Raw genomic sequence first — 14,486 nt, 5'->3', positions numbered from 1 at the left:
GCGGCAAGATGAAGCGCTGGACTATCGACCGTCGGGCAATGGTTACCGTGGGGCTGGCAGCATTGCTGGGCGCCTGCGCGGTGATTCCAAAGGGTGCAGAACGCCCCGGACCCGTGGCCCAGACGCCCGCACCCGAACCGACCGAAAGCCTGCCAAGCGATGAAACGCGGCACCGCATCGCATTGCTCGTGCCGATGACCGGCCAGAACGGCCCGGTCGGCCAGTCGATTGCCAATGCAACCACCATGGCGCTGCTCGACACGAACGCCGACAACCTTCGCATCACGACCTATGATACAGCGAAAGGCCCGGAGGCCGCTGCCCAGCAGGCTATTGCGGAAGGCAACAAGCTCATCCTCGGCCCACTACTCGGTTCGAACATCCGGTCGGTCGTTGCCTCTGCCCGCGCGGCTGACGTGCCGGTCATATCTTTTTCCAACGATATCAGCGCTGCGGGCCCCGACGTGTTCATCATGGGCCAGATTCCCGACCAGTCGATCATGCGTACCATCCAGTACGCGCGCAGCAAGGGCGCCCAGAGGTTTGCCGTCATCGCGCCCGATGGGGAATATGGCGCCCGAGCAGAAAATGCCATGCGCCAGGCCGTGTCCGCCTATGGCGGAGAAGTGGTGTGGACCGAACGGTATGCCCGCGGCAATACCTCCATCGTCAGCGCGGCCCAGCGCCTCAAATCGCATGGGGGCTATGATGCGGTCCTGATCGCCGATGGCGCGCGGCTCGCGGCACAGGCGGCTGGCGTGCTCAATCCTTCGGGCGGCTCCGACAAGACCCGCCTTCTCGGCACCGAATTGTGGAGCGGAGAAAGCGCGGTCACTCGAGCCTCGGCATTGGGCGGCGCATGGTTCTCGGCCATATCGGACACGCGTTACAAACGGTTTGTGGACAGTTACGAGGCGCGCTTCGGCAGCCAGCCCTATCGCATCGCGACCCTTGGATACGACGCCGTCCTACTGACCCTGCGGGTTGCGCGCGACTGGCGCGTCGGGCGGGATTTCCCCGAAAACGAGTTGCTCGCGTCGGACGGTTTTCTGGGGCTCGATGGCGCATTCCGCTTCGGTCGCAACGGAATGGTCGAACGTGCTTTTGAAGTACGCGAAGTACGCAATGGCTCGGTCGTCGTGGTCGATAACGCGCCTGCCCGGTTCTAAGCAGGGCGGATAACCTGTCCGGGGCGCTTGTAGGCGGACAGATCGGCGCGATATAGCAGCAGCCATGTCCGACGATCTGTTCGAAAACACGCCCACCTCCAGCGGCGATTACGACGCTTCCTCGATCGAGGTTCTGGAAGGCCTCGAACCCGTTCGCCGCAGACCCGGCATGTATATCGGCGGGACCGATGACCGCGCGCTACACCATCTGGTCGCCGAAGTACTCGACAATTCGATGGACGAGGCAGTGGCCGGGCATGCCACGCGGATCGAGGTGCGGCTCGACGAAGGTAATCGCGTAACCGTGTCGGACAACGGACGCGGTATGCCGGTGCGCGAGCATCCCAAATTCCCGGGCAAATCCACACTCGAGGTCATCCTCTCCACGCTGCACTCCGGTGGCAAATTTTCAGGCAAGGCCTACGCCACCAGCGGCGGCCTCCACGGCGTCGGCGTTTCGGTCGTGAACGCCCTGTCCAGCGATACGCGGGTCGAGGTCGCGCGTGACAAGCAGCTTTACGCGCAGAGCTTCTCCAAGGGACAGACCTTGGGCGCGCTGGAAGAACTCGGCCCCACCCCCAATCGGCGTGGGACGACGGTCAGCTTCGTCCCCGATATCGAAATCTTCGGCGACCGCCAGTTCAGTCCCAAGCGCCTGTTCAAGCTCGCCCGTTCAAAGGCCTATCTCTTTGCAGGCGTCGAAATCCGCTGGAAATGCGCCGAAAGTCTGGCCAGCGAAGACGTGCCGGCAGAAGCCGTGTTCAAGTTTCCCGGCGGTCTGGCCGATCATCTTGCCGAACAGCTCGGCGGACGTGAATGCGTTACTACGCAGCCTTTCGCGGGCAATCAGGATTTCCCCGACGAGGCTGGCCGTGTCGAATGGGCCATCGCATGGCCGCTCTATTCGGACGGATCGACAAGCTGGTACTGCAATACCGTGCCCACCCCCGATGGCGGAACGCATGAACAGGGGCTCCGCGCGGCGCTCACCAAGGGTTTGCGTGGCTTCGGCGAACTGACAGGGGCAAAAAAGGCCAAGGACCTTACTGCCGACGACGTAATGACCGGCGCCGAGGTCATGCTCAGTGTCTTCATTCGCGACCCCCAGTTCCAGAGCCAGACCAAGGACCGGCTTACTTCGCCAGAGGCCGCGCGACTGGTGGAAAACGCCGTTCGCGATCATTTCGACCATTTCCTCTCCGACAATATGGATCGGGGCAAAGCCCTGCTCGGGCAAGTCATGGAGCGAATGGACGAGCGCCTGCGTCGCAAGCAGGAGCGCGAGATCAAGCGCAAGACCGCAACCAATGCCAAGAAGCTGCGCCTTCCGGGCAAGCTCACCGACTGTTCTGGCGAAGGTGACGGTGAGACCGAACTTTTCATCGTCGAAGGCGACAGTGCAGGCGGCAGCGCCAAGCAGGCGCGCAATCGCAAGACTCAGGCAATCCTTCCGATCCGCGGTAAAATTCTGAACGTCGCATCCGCCACCGCCGACAAGATCCGTGCAAACAGCGAAATCGCCGATCTCTCCCTTGCCATGGGGTGCGGCACACGCAAGGATTGCGATCCCGAACAACTACGGTACGATCGCATCATCATCATGACCGATGCCGACGTCGACGGCGCACACATCGCCACGTTGCTCATGACGTTCTTCTTCCAGGAAATGCCCGATGTTGTGCGCAACGGGCACCTCTACCTTGCGCAACCTCCGCTTTATCGCCTGACAGCCGGTAAGGAGAGCCGGTATGCACGCGACGACGCACACCGCAAAGAACTGGAAGAAACGGTTTTCAAAGGCAAGAAAGTCGAAGTCGGTCGCTTCAAGGGTCTAGGCGAGATGAATCCGGCCCAGCTGCGCGAAACGACCATGAACCCTGAAAGCCGCAGCCTGATCCGCATTACCCTGCCCGTCGAATTCGAACAGCGTGCAGTGGTGAAGGAACTCGTCGATCAGTTGATGGGGCGCAACCCAGAACACCGGTTCAATTTCATCCAGAACAATGCCGGCGAATTCGATCGCGAGATGATCGACGCGTAAATCCGCCGGTCCGGTCCGCAGGATCGATCAGCCCAAAACCCTAGCCTTTGGATTGGCCAATGTCCCATCAGACCGACCGACTATTGAGGATCATGGCGCGACTGCGCGACCCGAAGGCCGGCTGTGAGTGGGATAGAGCGCAGACCTTCTCGACGATAGCGCCCTATACCATCGAAGAGGCTTACGAGGTCGCCGACGCCATCGAACGGGCCGACATGGACGAGCTGCGCGGCGAACTTGGCGATCTGCTGTTTCAAGTCGTCTTCCACGCGCGAATGGCCGAGGAATCAGGCGACTTTTCTTATGAAGACGTCGCGCGTGACATCTCCGACAAGATGGAGGCACGTCATCCCCACATCTTTGGCAACGAAGGCGGGATCATGGAAGACAGCCGCTGGGAAGAGATCAAAGCGGCGGAACGCGCTGCTGCCGGGTCGACCAGCGCGATGGACGGCGTGGCGCTCGCCCTGCCCGCACTACTCCGCTCGGACAAGCTTCAGAAGCGGGCGGCGCGTGTCGGGTTCGAATGGCCCGATATCGAGGGTCCGATCCAGAAACTTCATGAAGAACTGGGCGAACTGGCGCATGGCGAAACCGAACGGGACAGGCTCATGGAAGCTGGCGACGTGCTGTTCGTAGCGGTCAACATCGTGCGGCGATACGGGGTCGATCCAGAACAGGCTCTCCGAGCATCGAATGGCAAGTTCGAACGTCGCTTCAAGAAGATGGAAGAACTGGCTCGAGGCGACGGCAAAGATTTCGCCCAACTCGATCTCGATACGCAGGAGCTTTACTGGCAACGCGCAAAAGCACAGATCGGTTAATCCAGCGCCTCGTACTGCCCCATTTCCTTGGGATTGAGCCGAACAGTGATGAGGCGGTTAGAACCGTCGGTTTCCGCTTCGACATCTTCAAGCACTTCGCCATGCGCATGCAGCCAGGCAATGCGGCGGCCGTCGCTAGCGGGCACCTCGAAGCTTCGGAGAGTAGCGTTGCGGGTCAACATGCTTCCGAGACGATCGAGCAAAGTATCGACACCGTCTCCAGTCAACGCAGACATGGCGACAATCTCGTCGTCAGCTTCGACCTGCTCGCCCATTTCTTCCGCGTCGTCGACGCTCAGCAAGTCCCATTTGTTCCAGACCTCCAGGATCGGGATCGACGTATCTCCTTCCCCATCGATTACGCCAAGATCGCGCAATACATCAAGGACCTGCGCCTTCTGCGCGGCCGTCGAGGGGTTCGAAATATCCCGCACATGGCAGATGACGTCGGCCGACGTCACTTCCTCCAGCGTAGCGCGGAAAGCGGCGACCAACTGTGTCGGAAGATCGGATATGAAGCCCACTGTATCCGACAGGATCGCCTTTTCGACGCCCGGCAAGGCTATTGCCCGCATTGTCGGATCGAGTGTCGCGAACAGCAGATCTTCCGCCATGACTGTGGCGCCGGTGAGGTAATTGAAGAGCGTCGATTTGCCGGCGTTTGTGTATCCGACAAGGGCGACCACTGGCCAAGGAGCCCGTTCGCGCCTTTCGCGATGCAAGCCGCGGGTCTTGCGAACCTGCTCGAGTTCCTTGCGCAAGCGGCCCATACGCTGGCGGATCATTCGGCGGTCGGCTTCGATCTGCGTCTCGCCCGGACCGCCGAGAAAACCGAAGCCACCGCGCTGGCGTTCGAGGTGAGTCCAGCTACGTACGAGCCGGCTCTGCTGATAGTCCAGATGCGCCAGCTCTACCTGCAAGCGCCCTTCGGCGGTCGCAGCACGCTCCCCGAATATCTCGAGGATCAGTCCGGTTCGATCGATGACCTTGCGGGAAAGCTTGTCTTCGAGATTACGTTGCTGGATCGGGGTTAGCGCCCCGTCAACCACCACCAGTTCGGCTTCGTTCTGTTCGCAAGCAATGGCGATGTTGTCGACCTGCCCGGCCCCGAACAACAGATTGGGTCGCACCTCCCTTACAGGCAGCACGAAGCTTTCCGCGATCGTAATACCGATGGCAAGCGCAAGGCCTTCAGCCTCGGCTAACCGGGATTGGGCATCCAGATCGTAGGCCATCCCACGGATGTCCGGGCACACCACGAGTGCCCGCGCCCCGCGGGATACCTCTCCCATCAGATCATCGTCGAAACTCAGGAGTCGTCCTCTTCCCATTCTTCCGTCAGATCGACCGCCGTAGCCGGCTGGATCGTCGAAACGGCATGCTTATACGCGAGTTGAACATACCCGTCGCGTTCTAACAGCATGCAGAACAGATCGTAGGCGGCAATCCTGCCTTGCAGCATCACGCCATTGACCAGGAACATCGTTACCTGCGCTTCGGCCTGGCTGACACGGCTAAGGAAAACATCCTGAAGCAGACGCTGCTTGGCGCCCGAACTCTGGCTGCCGAACTGTTCCGTATCAACCGGCTGTGCTGGCATGATCGTGCTGATCGCATGCTTGTAGACCAGTTGCGACTGCCCATCCCGACGAAGCAGGATGGAGAAGTTATCGAACCACGTGACGATGCCCTGAAGCTTGACTCCCTTGACCAGAAACATGGTCACAGGCGACTTGTTCTTTCGCAGGAGGTTCAAAAAGGCGTCCTGCAGGTTTTGCGGACGCGCCCGCTGTTCGGGCTGAGGCGGCTTGGGTCGTGGCCGCGCAGAGAGTGTTCGTTCGCCGGACATATTCTTTCCCGTTTTTTGGCGGCCCGTCTTAGAACCGCAATCTGGGCGCCCACCACGCCCGGGGTGTCCGCAAGTTCTTCGCGAACAAACCTAATGTGGTTGAATACTCATAACAACGCAACGCAATCCTAGTTTCGAATAAAATCGCGCAACTTTGCGATCCTGTTCAACTCTTACGATCGGATCCCTTGCGTTCGACCATACCCAGCAGCTTCAGTTTCCGGTGCAGAGCCGATCGCTCCATCCCGATAAAAGTCGCCGTCTTAGAGATATTGCCTGAAAATCTGCGAATCTGGACGGTGAGATATTCTCTCTCGAAGTTCTCGCGCGCCTCGCGTAACGGGGCGCCCATCATCGCTCCGACACCGCCGTTAGCGCCAATTTTTCCGCCGAGTACTTCTTCCGGAAGCATATCTACCTCGATCTGCTCCAGGTTTTCTCGCGGTGTCAGGATGATTGTCCGCTCAACGACATTGCGTAATTGGCGCACATTGCCCGGCCAGTCGTATGCTTGCAGAGCCGCCATGGCTTCTTCGCTGATTGTCGGTGGGCGCAATCCCTGTTCGGTTGCGTAACGCGCGAAAAACCCGTCGGCCAACGACGGGATGTCGTCCCGGCGCTCGGCCAGGGATGGGACTTCCACCGGCACCACGTTCAAACGATAGAAGAGGTCTTCGCGAAACCGCTTTTCTTCCATTTCGTTTGCGAGGTCGCGCGACGTCGAAGAGACGACGCGGACGTCTACACCGATTTGTCGAGTCCCCCCGACCCGCACGAAACTCTGTTCTGTCAGAACACGTAGAATGCGCGCCTGTGTGGAAAGCGGCATGTCCGCGACTTCATCCAGATAGAGCGTGCCTCCGTCGGCAGTCTCCAACAGGCCTGGGCGCACCAGCTTGCCATCTGCCTCTTCCCCGAACAGTTCCTCTTCAAACCGTTCGGGGGTGATGCGCGCGGAATTGACGATGACGAAGGCCTTGTCCGCCCGCGGGCTCCAGCTGTGGAGCAGACGCGCAGCCACTTCTTTGCCGGCCCCTGCGGGTCCGGTCACCAGAACACGACTGCCAGTGCTTGCGACGCGCTTCAGCGTGGCCCGCACAGCATTTATGACTGCCGAATTGCCGGTGAACTCGTCGATCTGCGACTCGTTCTCGCGCAACCGCGTATTCTCGCGGCGAAGCCTTTCCGTCTCCGTTGCTCGCTCTACCAGGTAAAGCAGACGTTCCGCTTCGAATGGCTTCTCAATGAAGTCGACGGCGCCGCGACTGACGGCACTGACGGCCGTATCGATATTGCCGTGACCGGAGAAAATGATGACGGGCAAATCGGGTTCACGCACCTTGATGGCATCGAGAACCTCGAGCCCATCCATCTGGCTACCGTGTAGCCATACGTCCAGCAGCACCAGGCTGGGTCGTTTCGTGTCGACCGCTTCGAGAGCGGATGTGCTATCGGCCGCGGTGCGGCACTCGTAGCCCTCATCACTCAGGACCCCCGCGACCAGTTCGCGGATGTCGCGTTCGTCATCGACGATCAGAATGTCTAACGCCATACGGCCTTATCCTTCATCTATCCTGTGTGCTGCCCGTCGCCGTTCTTGGCGAGCGGATCGCGTGCAAATCGCATCGTTACGCGCGTGCCGCCGGTCTCGACCGAGGTGAACGTCATTTCACCGCCGTGTTCCTCGACGATCTTGTTGACGATCGCCAAACCGAGACCGGTGCCTTTTTCGCGCGTGGTCACATAAGGTTCGAGAATGTTGACCCGGTCCTGCGGCAACCCAATTCCGTTATCCTGCACCGAGACGATTACCGAATCCTCGCCCGGCTCGACCGCGATCAGGATCTTGCCGCGGTAATCGACGTCGGACGACTGGAGTTTGGTTTCAATCGCTTCGTAAGCATTCTTGAGCGTATTGGTCAGCGCCTGGCCCAATTGGTGCCTGTCGCATTGCATACGTATCGGGCCATCATGTGGCGCTTCCAACCGGTAATCGACATCGGGGTGTGCGACTTCCTGGAGGAACAGCGACTGCCTGACCAGATCGAGCATGTCCTCAGGGCGGAAACTTGGTTTGGGCAGTCGCGCAAAGCTGGAGAATTCATCCACCATCTTCCGCAGATCACCCACCTGCCGAACGATCGTGCTGGTCAATTCGTCGAACAACTCGCCATCTTGTGCGATCTGTTTGCGGTATCGGCGCTTCAATCGCTCCGTCGCGAGTTGAATGGGGGTCAGCGGGTTCTTGATCTCGTGAGCAATCCTGCGGGCAACATCGGACCATGCGGCCTGCCGTTGATCGAGAAGCTGCCGGGTAATGTCTTCAAACGTAATGACGTGTCCGTCACTTTCGCGACCGATTTTGACCGCCAGCGTCAGCAATTCGCCCCTGCGGTTATGCGACACGACGCCTCTGGTCAGGCCGGCCCTGACCATTGCGCCAATCTGCGGTGCAAGATCATCGAGCGTGCTGGGCAACTCCTGTGGTGAGGCATCGTTTTCCAGCATAGCCTGCGCCGGTGCGTTCATCAGGAGCACATTCAGGTCGGTATCGACTGAAATCACGCCCGCACTCACAGATTCAAGAACCGCTTCGATAAAGCTACGCCGCTCTTCCAGCTCGGTATTTGCAGAGAGCAGCGCATCGGTCTGCTTTTCCAACTGAGCGGTCATCCGATTGAAAGCGCGGTTCAGCAACCCGATCTCATCGGCGCCCGTCCGTCCTTCGACGCGAAGCGCGAAATTACCCGCCCCGACCTTGCGCGCGGCCGCCACCAGATCGGTAAGCGGCTCGACCTGTCGGTCGGCAAAGCGAAGCGCGAACCAGACGGCGAGGCCCACCAGAGCAAGGGACACGAAAAACAGCGCGAGATTAAAGCGCAGTTGAAGGGCCCGGGCCCGCTTCGTCAGTTCGTTGTACTTGCTAGAAATCGAGCGAGCGGTCTGCCAACTGCGAAAGGTCCCGGCTTCGGCATTGCGCGCGGTATAGAGATAGATACCCGTGTCGCGATCGATCGGTGCAACTGCTTCGATCCGTTGAGGACTTCCCCGGACCGCAACCTGTTCTCCGGCGTTAAGTCGAGCGAACGATTGCTGCGCAAACGCTCGAGGGTCGCTGTCCTCATTTAGTCCGTAGACAACCGCAGTCCGCATCGACCTGTCGGGCATCGCCTGCAGAATTGCGCTTTCCATCACATCGCGAGGTTCCGCCTGGTACTGATAAACCAAGGCGAAATTCGGATCTGTCAATTCGACGCGTCCAAGAATGGAGCGCATGTCCATGGCCATCGAAATCGTTTCATTGGCCAGATCAAGCTGGTTTTCCTCATAGTAGCTGTCGGCGAGCCTATTGGCGTTTTCCATCAGGCCACGTGAATCGTCCGAAAACCAGAAATCGGCGCCCGACTGGAACAGGAACGCGGCGAAGCCGGCGACCATCAATGTCGGAACAGCGGCAATCATCGAGAAAAAGAATACCAGCCGCACGTGAAGCCGCGCGGTACTTCCCGCCGCTCGCCTCAGAGCAATCCTGCGGCCTGCCAGAACCAGCAGTGCCATCGAAGGGATTAGCATACCGATCAGAAGCCCGGCGACCTGCCGGGACGGCAGCAAGGCGCCGTCGGGCGGTGCATTGGTGAAAGTGGCCCAAGTGCTGGCCCCGATGACCACAATAGCGATCGCGGCAGCGATTTCGATATAGGCGAATATGTTCTTGCGGCGCGACGTCACAATGAATCGGCGCCACCAGCGAGGAGTCTGATTCCTTTGTACTTCTACGCCTGACGCCATCGTGGCGGGCATACAACGGGAGTGTTGCACATTTGCAAGTATAAATTCGACAAATTGTGGCCGGCTGTCGCCAGTTCGCGCGGCATCAACTCCGGCGCGCGAAATTTTCCGGTGTAATATCAAGCTCAGAGAGGCGTTTTCGCAAGGTGTTGCGATTTATGCCTAGCATGCGTGCCGCGCGTAACTGGTTTCCCTGCGTCCTCTGGAGTGTGTGCTCGAACAGCGGCTTTTCGAAGGCAGCGAGCGCCGCGTGATACACACCGCCATCCACCGGGCGTGCTTCGTCGAACCATGCTTCGAGCGCCGCTTCAAGACCATGTTTGGCGCTATCACCCTCTGGCTTTCGAACCGCTGGCAATAAATCGTCGACGGCAGAACGATCGATCACGTCCTCGCGCGCCATCAGGGCAAGGCGAAAGATCGCATTACGCAGTTCGCGCACGTTTCCCCGCCATTCGCGTGCCTCGAGGGCTTCGATCGCTCCCAGGCTCGCTAGTCGGTTAGGCAGACCCTCGCTCGCGGCCTGTCCAAGGAAATGGCGAACCAGCGCGCCGACATCCTCCGGTCGCTCCCGCAACGGCGGCAGATGGATGGGAACCACGTTCAGGCGATAATAGAGGTCCTCGCGAAAGCGCCCTTCGCCGATCATCGGCACCAGATCACGATTGGTCGCCGCGACGATGCGCACATCCACGCCGATTTCCTGCCGCCCTCCGACGCGGCGAATCCTGCCAGATTGCAATGCGCGCAACAGCCGCGTTTGTGCTTCGGCCGGCATGTCCCCGATTTCATCGAGGAACAGCGTCCCGCCATTGGCCTGCTCGAACTTGCCGATCTGTTGGCTGACAGCTCCGGTGAAGGCTCCGCGCTCGTGACCGAAGAGCTCGCTTTCAAGAAGATCGTGCGGAATGGCTGCCATGTTGACCGCCACGAACGGCCCTGTCTTGCGCGAACCGAGCTCGTGGATGGCTTCCGCCACCAGTTCCTTGCCTGTCCCACTCTCGCCGGTGATAAGAACCGTTAGATCGTTCCTCAGGACGCGGGTGATCATCCGGAACACGCCCTGCATGGCGGGACTTCGCCCGATCAGGGGCAACGCGCTTTCTTCCGGCTCCTCGACGCCCTCTACCGACGGACGGTTTGCAACCGCCTGCGCAACCGCCTGCATCAGTTCATCGAGATCGAACGGCTTGGGAAAATACTCGAACGCGTCGCTGTCGCTGGCGCGGACTGCCGTATCCAGCGTATTCTGAGCCGACAGAACGATCACGGGCATGTCGGGGGCGGCGCGCCGGACCGCGTCGATCGACGCCAGGCCATCGCCATCCTGCAGCATTACATCTGTCAGCATGACATCGAACCGACCATGGCCGAGCAGCACATCGCGCCGTTCGATGCTCTCGCAGGCGGTAACCTCGAACCCGTCCTCGCGCAGCGCCTCGGTAATGACCGTGGCGATGCTCTTGTCGTCTTCGACCAGCAGAACTGTGTGGCTCATCGGTCCCCTACCCTGCCGCTATCGGCAGATTGATGCGGAAATGCGTTTCACCCGCGCGCTCATCCCGCTCGTGCGAAATGCGCCCCCCCATGTCGCGAAGAAGCTTGCGGACCAGGGCCAGTCCAAGTCCCTGACCATGCGGCTTGCTCGATACGAAAGGCTCGAAAACATGATCGCGCAGCGCAGGATCGATCCCTGGGCCCCCGTCGGTCACGGTTATCTCGATCGGCAACCTGGTCGCCTTGCCGAAGCGTATCGTATTGAAAACGAGCCCGCTGACGAACCGGGTACGTACGCGAACTTTCGGCTCTGCCACTCCGGCACACGCGTCGCAGGCATTCGCGATCAGGTTGATCAGAACCTGCTCCAGCGCGCCCTGATCGGCAGCGACGGGTGGCAAAGAGGGGTCGAATTCTTCTTCCAGTTCGCACGCCGTGGTGCGCGCTGCCCTGACCGTAGCCATGGCATTGCGGATGGCGGCGTGGAGATTGCACGGCCCCGTGATCTCTACAGGCTTTGCGCCCAATTGCTGCATGCGGTCGATGAGCTGCGCAATCCGATCCACTTCTGTGGAAATCATCTGCGCCAGCGGCTTGTCCTTGCCCGCAACCCGCCGCGCCAGCAATTGGCTTGCCCCGCGGATCGCGGAAAGCGGGTTCTTGATTTCATGGGCCAGCACTGCCGGGGCACGCAATTCGACGCGTTCGGTTTCGTCTTCGTCGTTTTCCGGCTGCCCGGCATCCGACAGGGTAAGGACCCGCCATCCGTTCTCGCCAGGCATTGGCGAACTGCTGATATTCACCCGGCGATCGCCGATCGCAGTGGCGATGGTCGCACCGCGCGCTACGATCTGCGCATCGTTCGACTGTAACCGATCGCTCAGGCGTTGATCGGAAATTCCCACTACGTCCCAGAAGCGTTTCTCGGACAGTTTGCGAGCACTGCGACCGAGCATTTCTTCGGCAGCATGGTTGGCTTCGACGATCTTGTCGTCTTCATCGAGTAACAGCACTGCAAAGATTAGCGACGCTAGCTGGTCGCGCGCGTCGGGCGCACCAGCGGGCGTGCTCACGCGGCCCTTCGCTGCAGCATGGGTTCGTAGAACCGTTCGATCTCCTCGAGAACCTTCATGGGGTCGTCGATGAAGTTGACGAAATTCCTGAACTCGGCGGAACCGTGCAGGCCTTTGGTGTACCAGCCAAGGTGCTTGCGGGCGATCTTGGTGCCGACATCTTCGCCGTAATGGTCCAGCATCATACGATAGTGTTCGATCAGCGTTTCGAACTGTTCGTCCACACTCGGGCTTTCCAGCACTTCGCCGGTGCGCCACCAATGCATTACCTGACTCAGCAGCCAGGGTTTCCCATAAGCCCCGCGACCGATCATGATACCGTCCGCGCCGGATTGATCGAGCGCCTTCGCCGCATCTTCGATGGTGCAGATGTCGCCGTTGGCAATCACTGGAATTGACACCGCATCCTTGACCTTGCGAATGAACGCCCAGTCTGCGCTGCCCTTGTACATCTGATTGCGCGTGCGGCCGTGTACGGTGATCATTTTGACGCCGAGATCCTCGGCAATGCGCGCGAGTTCCGGGGCATTGAGATCTGCATGATCCCAACCCATTCGCATTTTTACCGTAACGGGGACGTCCACCGCCTTGACCGTCGCTTCCATAAGCTTCGTCGCCAGCGGCACTTCACGCATCAGGGCGGAGCCCGCCAACTGTCCGACGACCTTTCGCACCGGGCAACCGAAGTTGATGTCGATTATCGCAGCGCCATTGTCCTGCTGAAGCTTGGCTGCCTCTGACATGCTGACAGGATCGCACCCGACAAGCTGCATCGAAACAGGTTCTTCGGTCGCGTCCCACGCAGCCTTCTGAACGCTTTGCCGTGTTTCGCGGATCGCCGCTTCGCTTGCGATCATTTCGGTCACGTTGAGACCTGAACCATAACGGCGCACCAACTTGCGGAACGGCAAGTCGGTGACGCCCGTCATAGGCGCAAGCACGACCGGCGTGTCGATCGACACGTCGCCGACAAAAATGGGCTTCGGCGGTGCCGGAGGAAGAGGGGTCATCGTCATGCCGGAAATCATTGCCTAAATATTGGGCAGGCACATAGTGCGTTGCAGCTAAAACGGCAAGCCGCTAGCGCGCTGCTACCTATGGACGACGCCCCCACCCTCCCCTCGTTCGCCGCGATAGTCGTTGCCGCCGGCAAGGGGCTTCGCGCCGGTCAACCGCTTCCCAAACAGTTCGCGATGTGGCGCGGCAAACCGGTTTTGCGCCATTCTGTCGAAACGCTGCTCGATGCAGGGGCTCGTCCGCTCGTAATCGCTGTCCCGCCGGATGGCGAACAGGCGGTGCTGGACGCGTTGGCGGGATTGGAAGGGTTTGCACTGGTAACGGGCGGCACGACGCGTCAGCAATCCGTGAAGAAGGCTCTCGCCGCCGTCGAAAGCGCCGAACGAATACTGATCCACGATGCAGCCCGGCCCGATCTGCCCCTCCCGGTGATCGAACGCCTGCTCGCCGCGCTGGAGCATCACCCAGGTGCAATACCCGTCCTGCCGGTGATCGACAGCCTCTCAGTCGAGAACGACGGCGTGATGAGCGGCACTGCCCCACGTGAACAGCTTCGGCGCGTACAGACCCCGCAGGCATTTCGTTTTGATGCAATTTTCCGTGCACATCAGGCTTGGGAGGACGAAGACAGTGCCGGTGATGACGCGCAGGTCCTGCGTGCAAATGGTGGCATTGTGGCTCATGTTCAGGGCGATGAGCGTCTCGCTAAATTGACCTTCGCGGAGGATTTCATGGTTCAACAGCCGAGCATTCGGATCGGCATGGGCTTTGACGTCCACCGCCTCGTCGAAGGTGAGGAACTCTGGCTCGGCGGTATCCGCCTCGATCATTCCAAAGGGCTTTCCGGCCATAGTGATGCCGATGTCGCCCTGCATGCCATCGTCGATGCACTGCTCGGAGCAGTGGCGAATGGCGATATCGGCAGCCATTTCCCTCCCAGCGATCCCCGGTGGAAAGGTGCCAGCAGTGACCAGTTTTTAGAACACGCGGCCAGGCTTGTTCGGGAAGCCGGTTATGGTGTCGGCAACGTCGATCTGACGATTATCTGCGAAGCACCGAAGATAGGCCCGCATCGCGACGCCATGCGAACACGAATTGCCGATCTGCTTGGCGTTGACATCGCGCTCGTATCGGTAAAGGCCACGACGACGGAACGTCTCGGTCTTACGGGTCGCGGCGAAGGAATAGCCGCGCAGGCAATAGCGACAGTCATCAAGGAATAAGAAC

11 protein-coding genes are annotated in these 14,486 nt (G+C 60.0%); 4 read left to right on the top strand and 7 right to left on the bottom strand.

The features are described from left to right. Positions 1 to 8 precede the first annotated feature (8 nt). The 3 genes from KYK83_RS10065 to mazG all read left to right on the top strand — a co-directional run bounded on the left by KYK83_RS10065 (position 9) and on the right by mazG (position 4,034). A complete protein-coding gene (locus tag KYK83_RS10065; protein ID WP_222828120.1) occupies positions 9 to 1,169 on the top strand; it encodes a penicillin-binding protein activator in 1,161 nt (386 codons plus the stop codon). 64 nt (positions 1,170 to 1,233) lie between these two features. Continuing rightward, positions 1,234 to 3,210, top strand: coding sequence for a DNA topoisomerase IV subunit B (gene parE, locus KYK83_RS10060; protein WP_222828119.1), 1,977 nt, complete (start codon positions 1,234 to 1,236; stop codon positions 3,208 to 3,210). A gap of 59 nt (positions 3,211 to 3,269) precedes the next feature. Continuing rightward, a complete protein-coding gene (gene mazG / locus KYK83_RS10055; protein ID WP_222828118.1) occupies positions 3,270 to 4,034 on the top strand; it encodes a nucleoside triphosphate pyrophosphohydrolase in 765 nt (254 codons plus the stop codon). Here mazG and hflX read toward each other — a convergent pair. The 7 genes from hflX to dusB all read right to left on the bottom strand — a co-directional run bounded on the left by hflX (position 4,031) and on the right by dusB (position 13,258). Then, a complete protein-coding gene (hflX, locus tag KYK83_RS10050; RefSeq protein ID WP_222828117.1) occupies positions 4,031 to 5,326 on the bottom strand; it encodes a GTPase HflX in 1,296 nt (431 codons plus the stop codon). The genes mazG and hflX overlap by 4 nt on opposite strands. A gap of 17 nt (positions 5,327 to 5,343) precedes the next feature. Continuing rightward, positions 5,344 to 5,883, bottom strand: coding sequence for an RNA chaperone Hfq (gene hfq, locus KYK83_RS10045; RefSeq protein WP_103025051.1), 540 nt, complete (start codon positions 5,881 to 5,883; stop codon positions 5,344 to 5,346). A 166-nt stretch (positions 5,884 to 6,049) separates the two neighbouring features. Beyond that, positions 6,050 to 7,435 (bottom strand): nitrogen assimilation response regulator NtrX, encoded by a 1,386-nt coding sequence (gene ntrX / locus KYK83_RS10040; protein ID WP_103025052.1) that lies wholly within the window; start codon positions 7,433 to 7,435, stop codon positions 6,050 to 6,052. A 17-nt stretch (positions 7,436 to 7,452) separates the two neighbouring features. After that, positions 7,453 to 9,672, bottom strand: coding sequence for a sensor histidine kinase (locus KYK83_RS10035; protein WP_222828116.1), 2,220 nt, complete (start codon positions 9,670 to 9,672; stop codon positions 7,453 to 7,455). Positions 9,673 to 9,757: 85 nt separating this feature from the next. Then, on the bottom strand, positions 9,758 to 11,170 hold the full coding sequence (locus KYK83_RS10030; RefSeq protein WP_222828115.1) for a sigma-54-dependent transcriptional regulator: 1,413 nt from the start codon (positions 11,168 to 11,170) through the stop codon (positions 9,758 to 9,760). 7 nt (positions 11,171 to 11,177) lie between these two features. Next, positions 11,178 to 12,242, bottom strand: a complete 1,065-nt coding sequence (locus KYK83_RS10025; protein WP_222828114.1) for an ATP-binding protein — start codon at positions 12,240 to 12,242, stop codon at positions 11,178 to 11,180. Then, positions 12,239 to 13,258 carry a tRNA dihydrouridine synthase DusB gene (gene dusB, locus KYK83_RS10020; RefSeq protein ID WP_222828113.1) on the bottom strand — a complete coding sequence of 340 codons (1,020 nt, stop codon included), beginning with the start codon at positions 13,256 to 13,258 and terminating at the stop codon, positions 12,239 to 12,241. Before dusB ends, KYK83_RS10025 begins: the two co-directional genes overlap by 4 nt. A gap of 81 nt (positions 13,259 to 13,339) precedes the next feature. On the opposite strand from dusB, the gene KYK83_RS10015 reads away from it, so the two are divergent. Then, positions 13,340 to 14,482, top strand: a complete 1,143-nt coding sequence (locus KYK83_RS10015; protein WP_222828112.1) for a bifunctional 2-C-methyl-D-erythritol 4-phosphate cytidylyltransferase/2-C-methyl-D-erythritol 2,4-cyclodiphosphate synthase — start codon at positions 13,340 to 13,342, stop codon at positions 14,480 to 14,482. The last annotated feature ends 4 nt before the right edge of the window (positions 14,483 to 14,486 follow it).

The sequence above is a fragment of the Qipengyuania pacifica genome (assembly GCF_019857205.1).
In the GTDB taxonomy this organism is placed as follows: Bacteria; Pseudomonadota; Alphaproteobacteria; order Sphingomonadales; family Sphingomonadaceae; genus Qipengyuania; species Qipengyuania pacifica.
This window is presented reverse-complemented; position numbering and strand designations above follow the sequence as displayed.

Bases quoted from the DNA above. Each gene is read 5' to 3' on its own strand.
- hfq (WP_103025051.1), bottom strand. From the start codon at position 5,883: ATGTCCGGCGAACGAACACTCTCTGCGCGGCCACGACCCAAGCCGCCT.
- KYK83_RS10065 (WP_222828120.1), top strand. From the start codon at position 9: ATGAAGCGCTGGACTATCGACCGTCGGGCAATGGTTACCGTGGGGCTG.
- KYK83_RS10035 (WP_222828116.1), bottom strand. From the start codon at position 9,672: ATGGCGTCAGGCGTAGAAGTACAAAGGAATCAGACTCCTCGCTGGTGG.
- dusB (WP_222828113.1), bottom strand. From the start codon at position 13,258: ATGACGATGACCCCTCTTCCTCCGGCACCGCCGAAGCCCATTTTTGTC.
- ntrX (WP_103025052.1), bottom strand. From the start codon at position 7,435: ATGGCGTTAGACATTCTGATCGTCGATGACGAACGCGACATCCGCGAA.
- hflX (WP_222828117.1), bottom strand. From the start codon at position 5,326: ATGGGAGAGGTATCCCGCGGGGCGCGGGCACTCGTGGTGTGCCCGGAC.
- KYK83_RS10030 (WP_222828115.1), bottom strand. From the start codon at position 11,170: ATGAGCCACACAGTTCTGCTGGTCGAAGACGACAAGAGCATCGCCACG.
- KYK83_RS10015 (WP_222828112.1), top strand. From the start codon at position 13,340: ATGGACGACGCCCCCACCCTCCCCTCGTTCGCCGCGATAGTCGTTGCC.
- mazG (WP_222828118.1), top strand. From the start codon at position 3,270: ATGTCCCATCAGACCGACCGACTATTGAGGATCATGGCGCGACTGCGC.
- parE (WP_222828119.1), top strand. From the start codon at position 1,234: ATGTCCGACGATCTGTTCGAAAACACGCCCACCTCCAGCGGCGATTAC.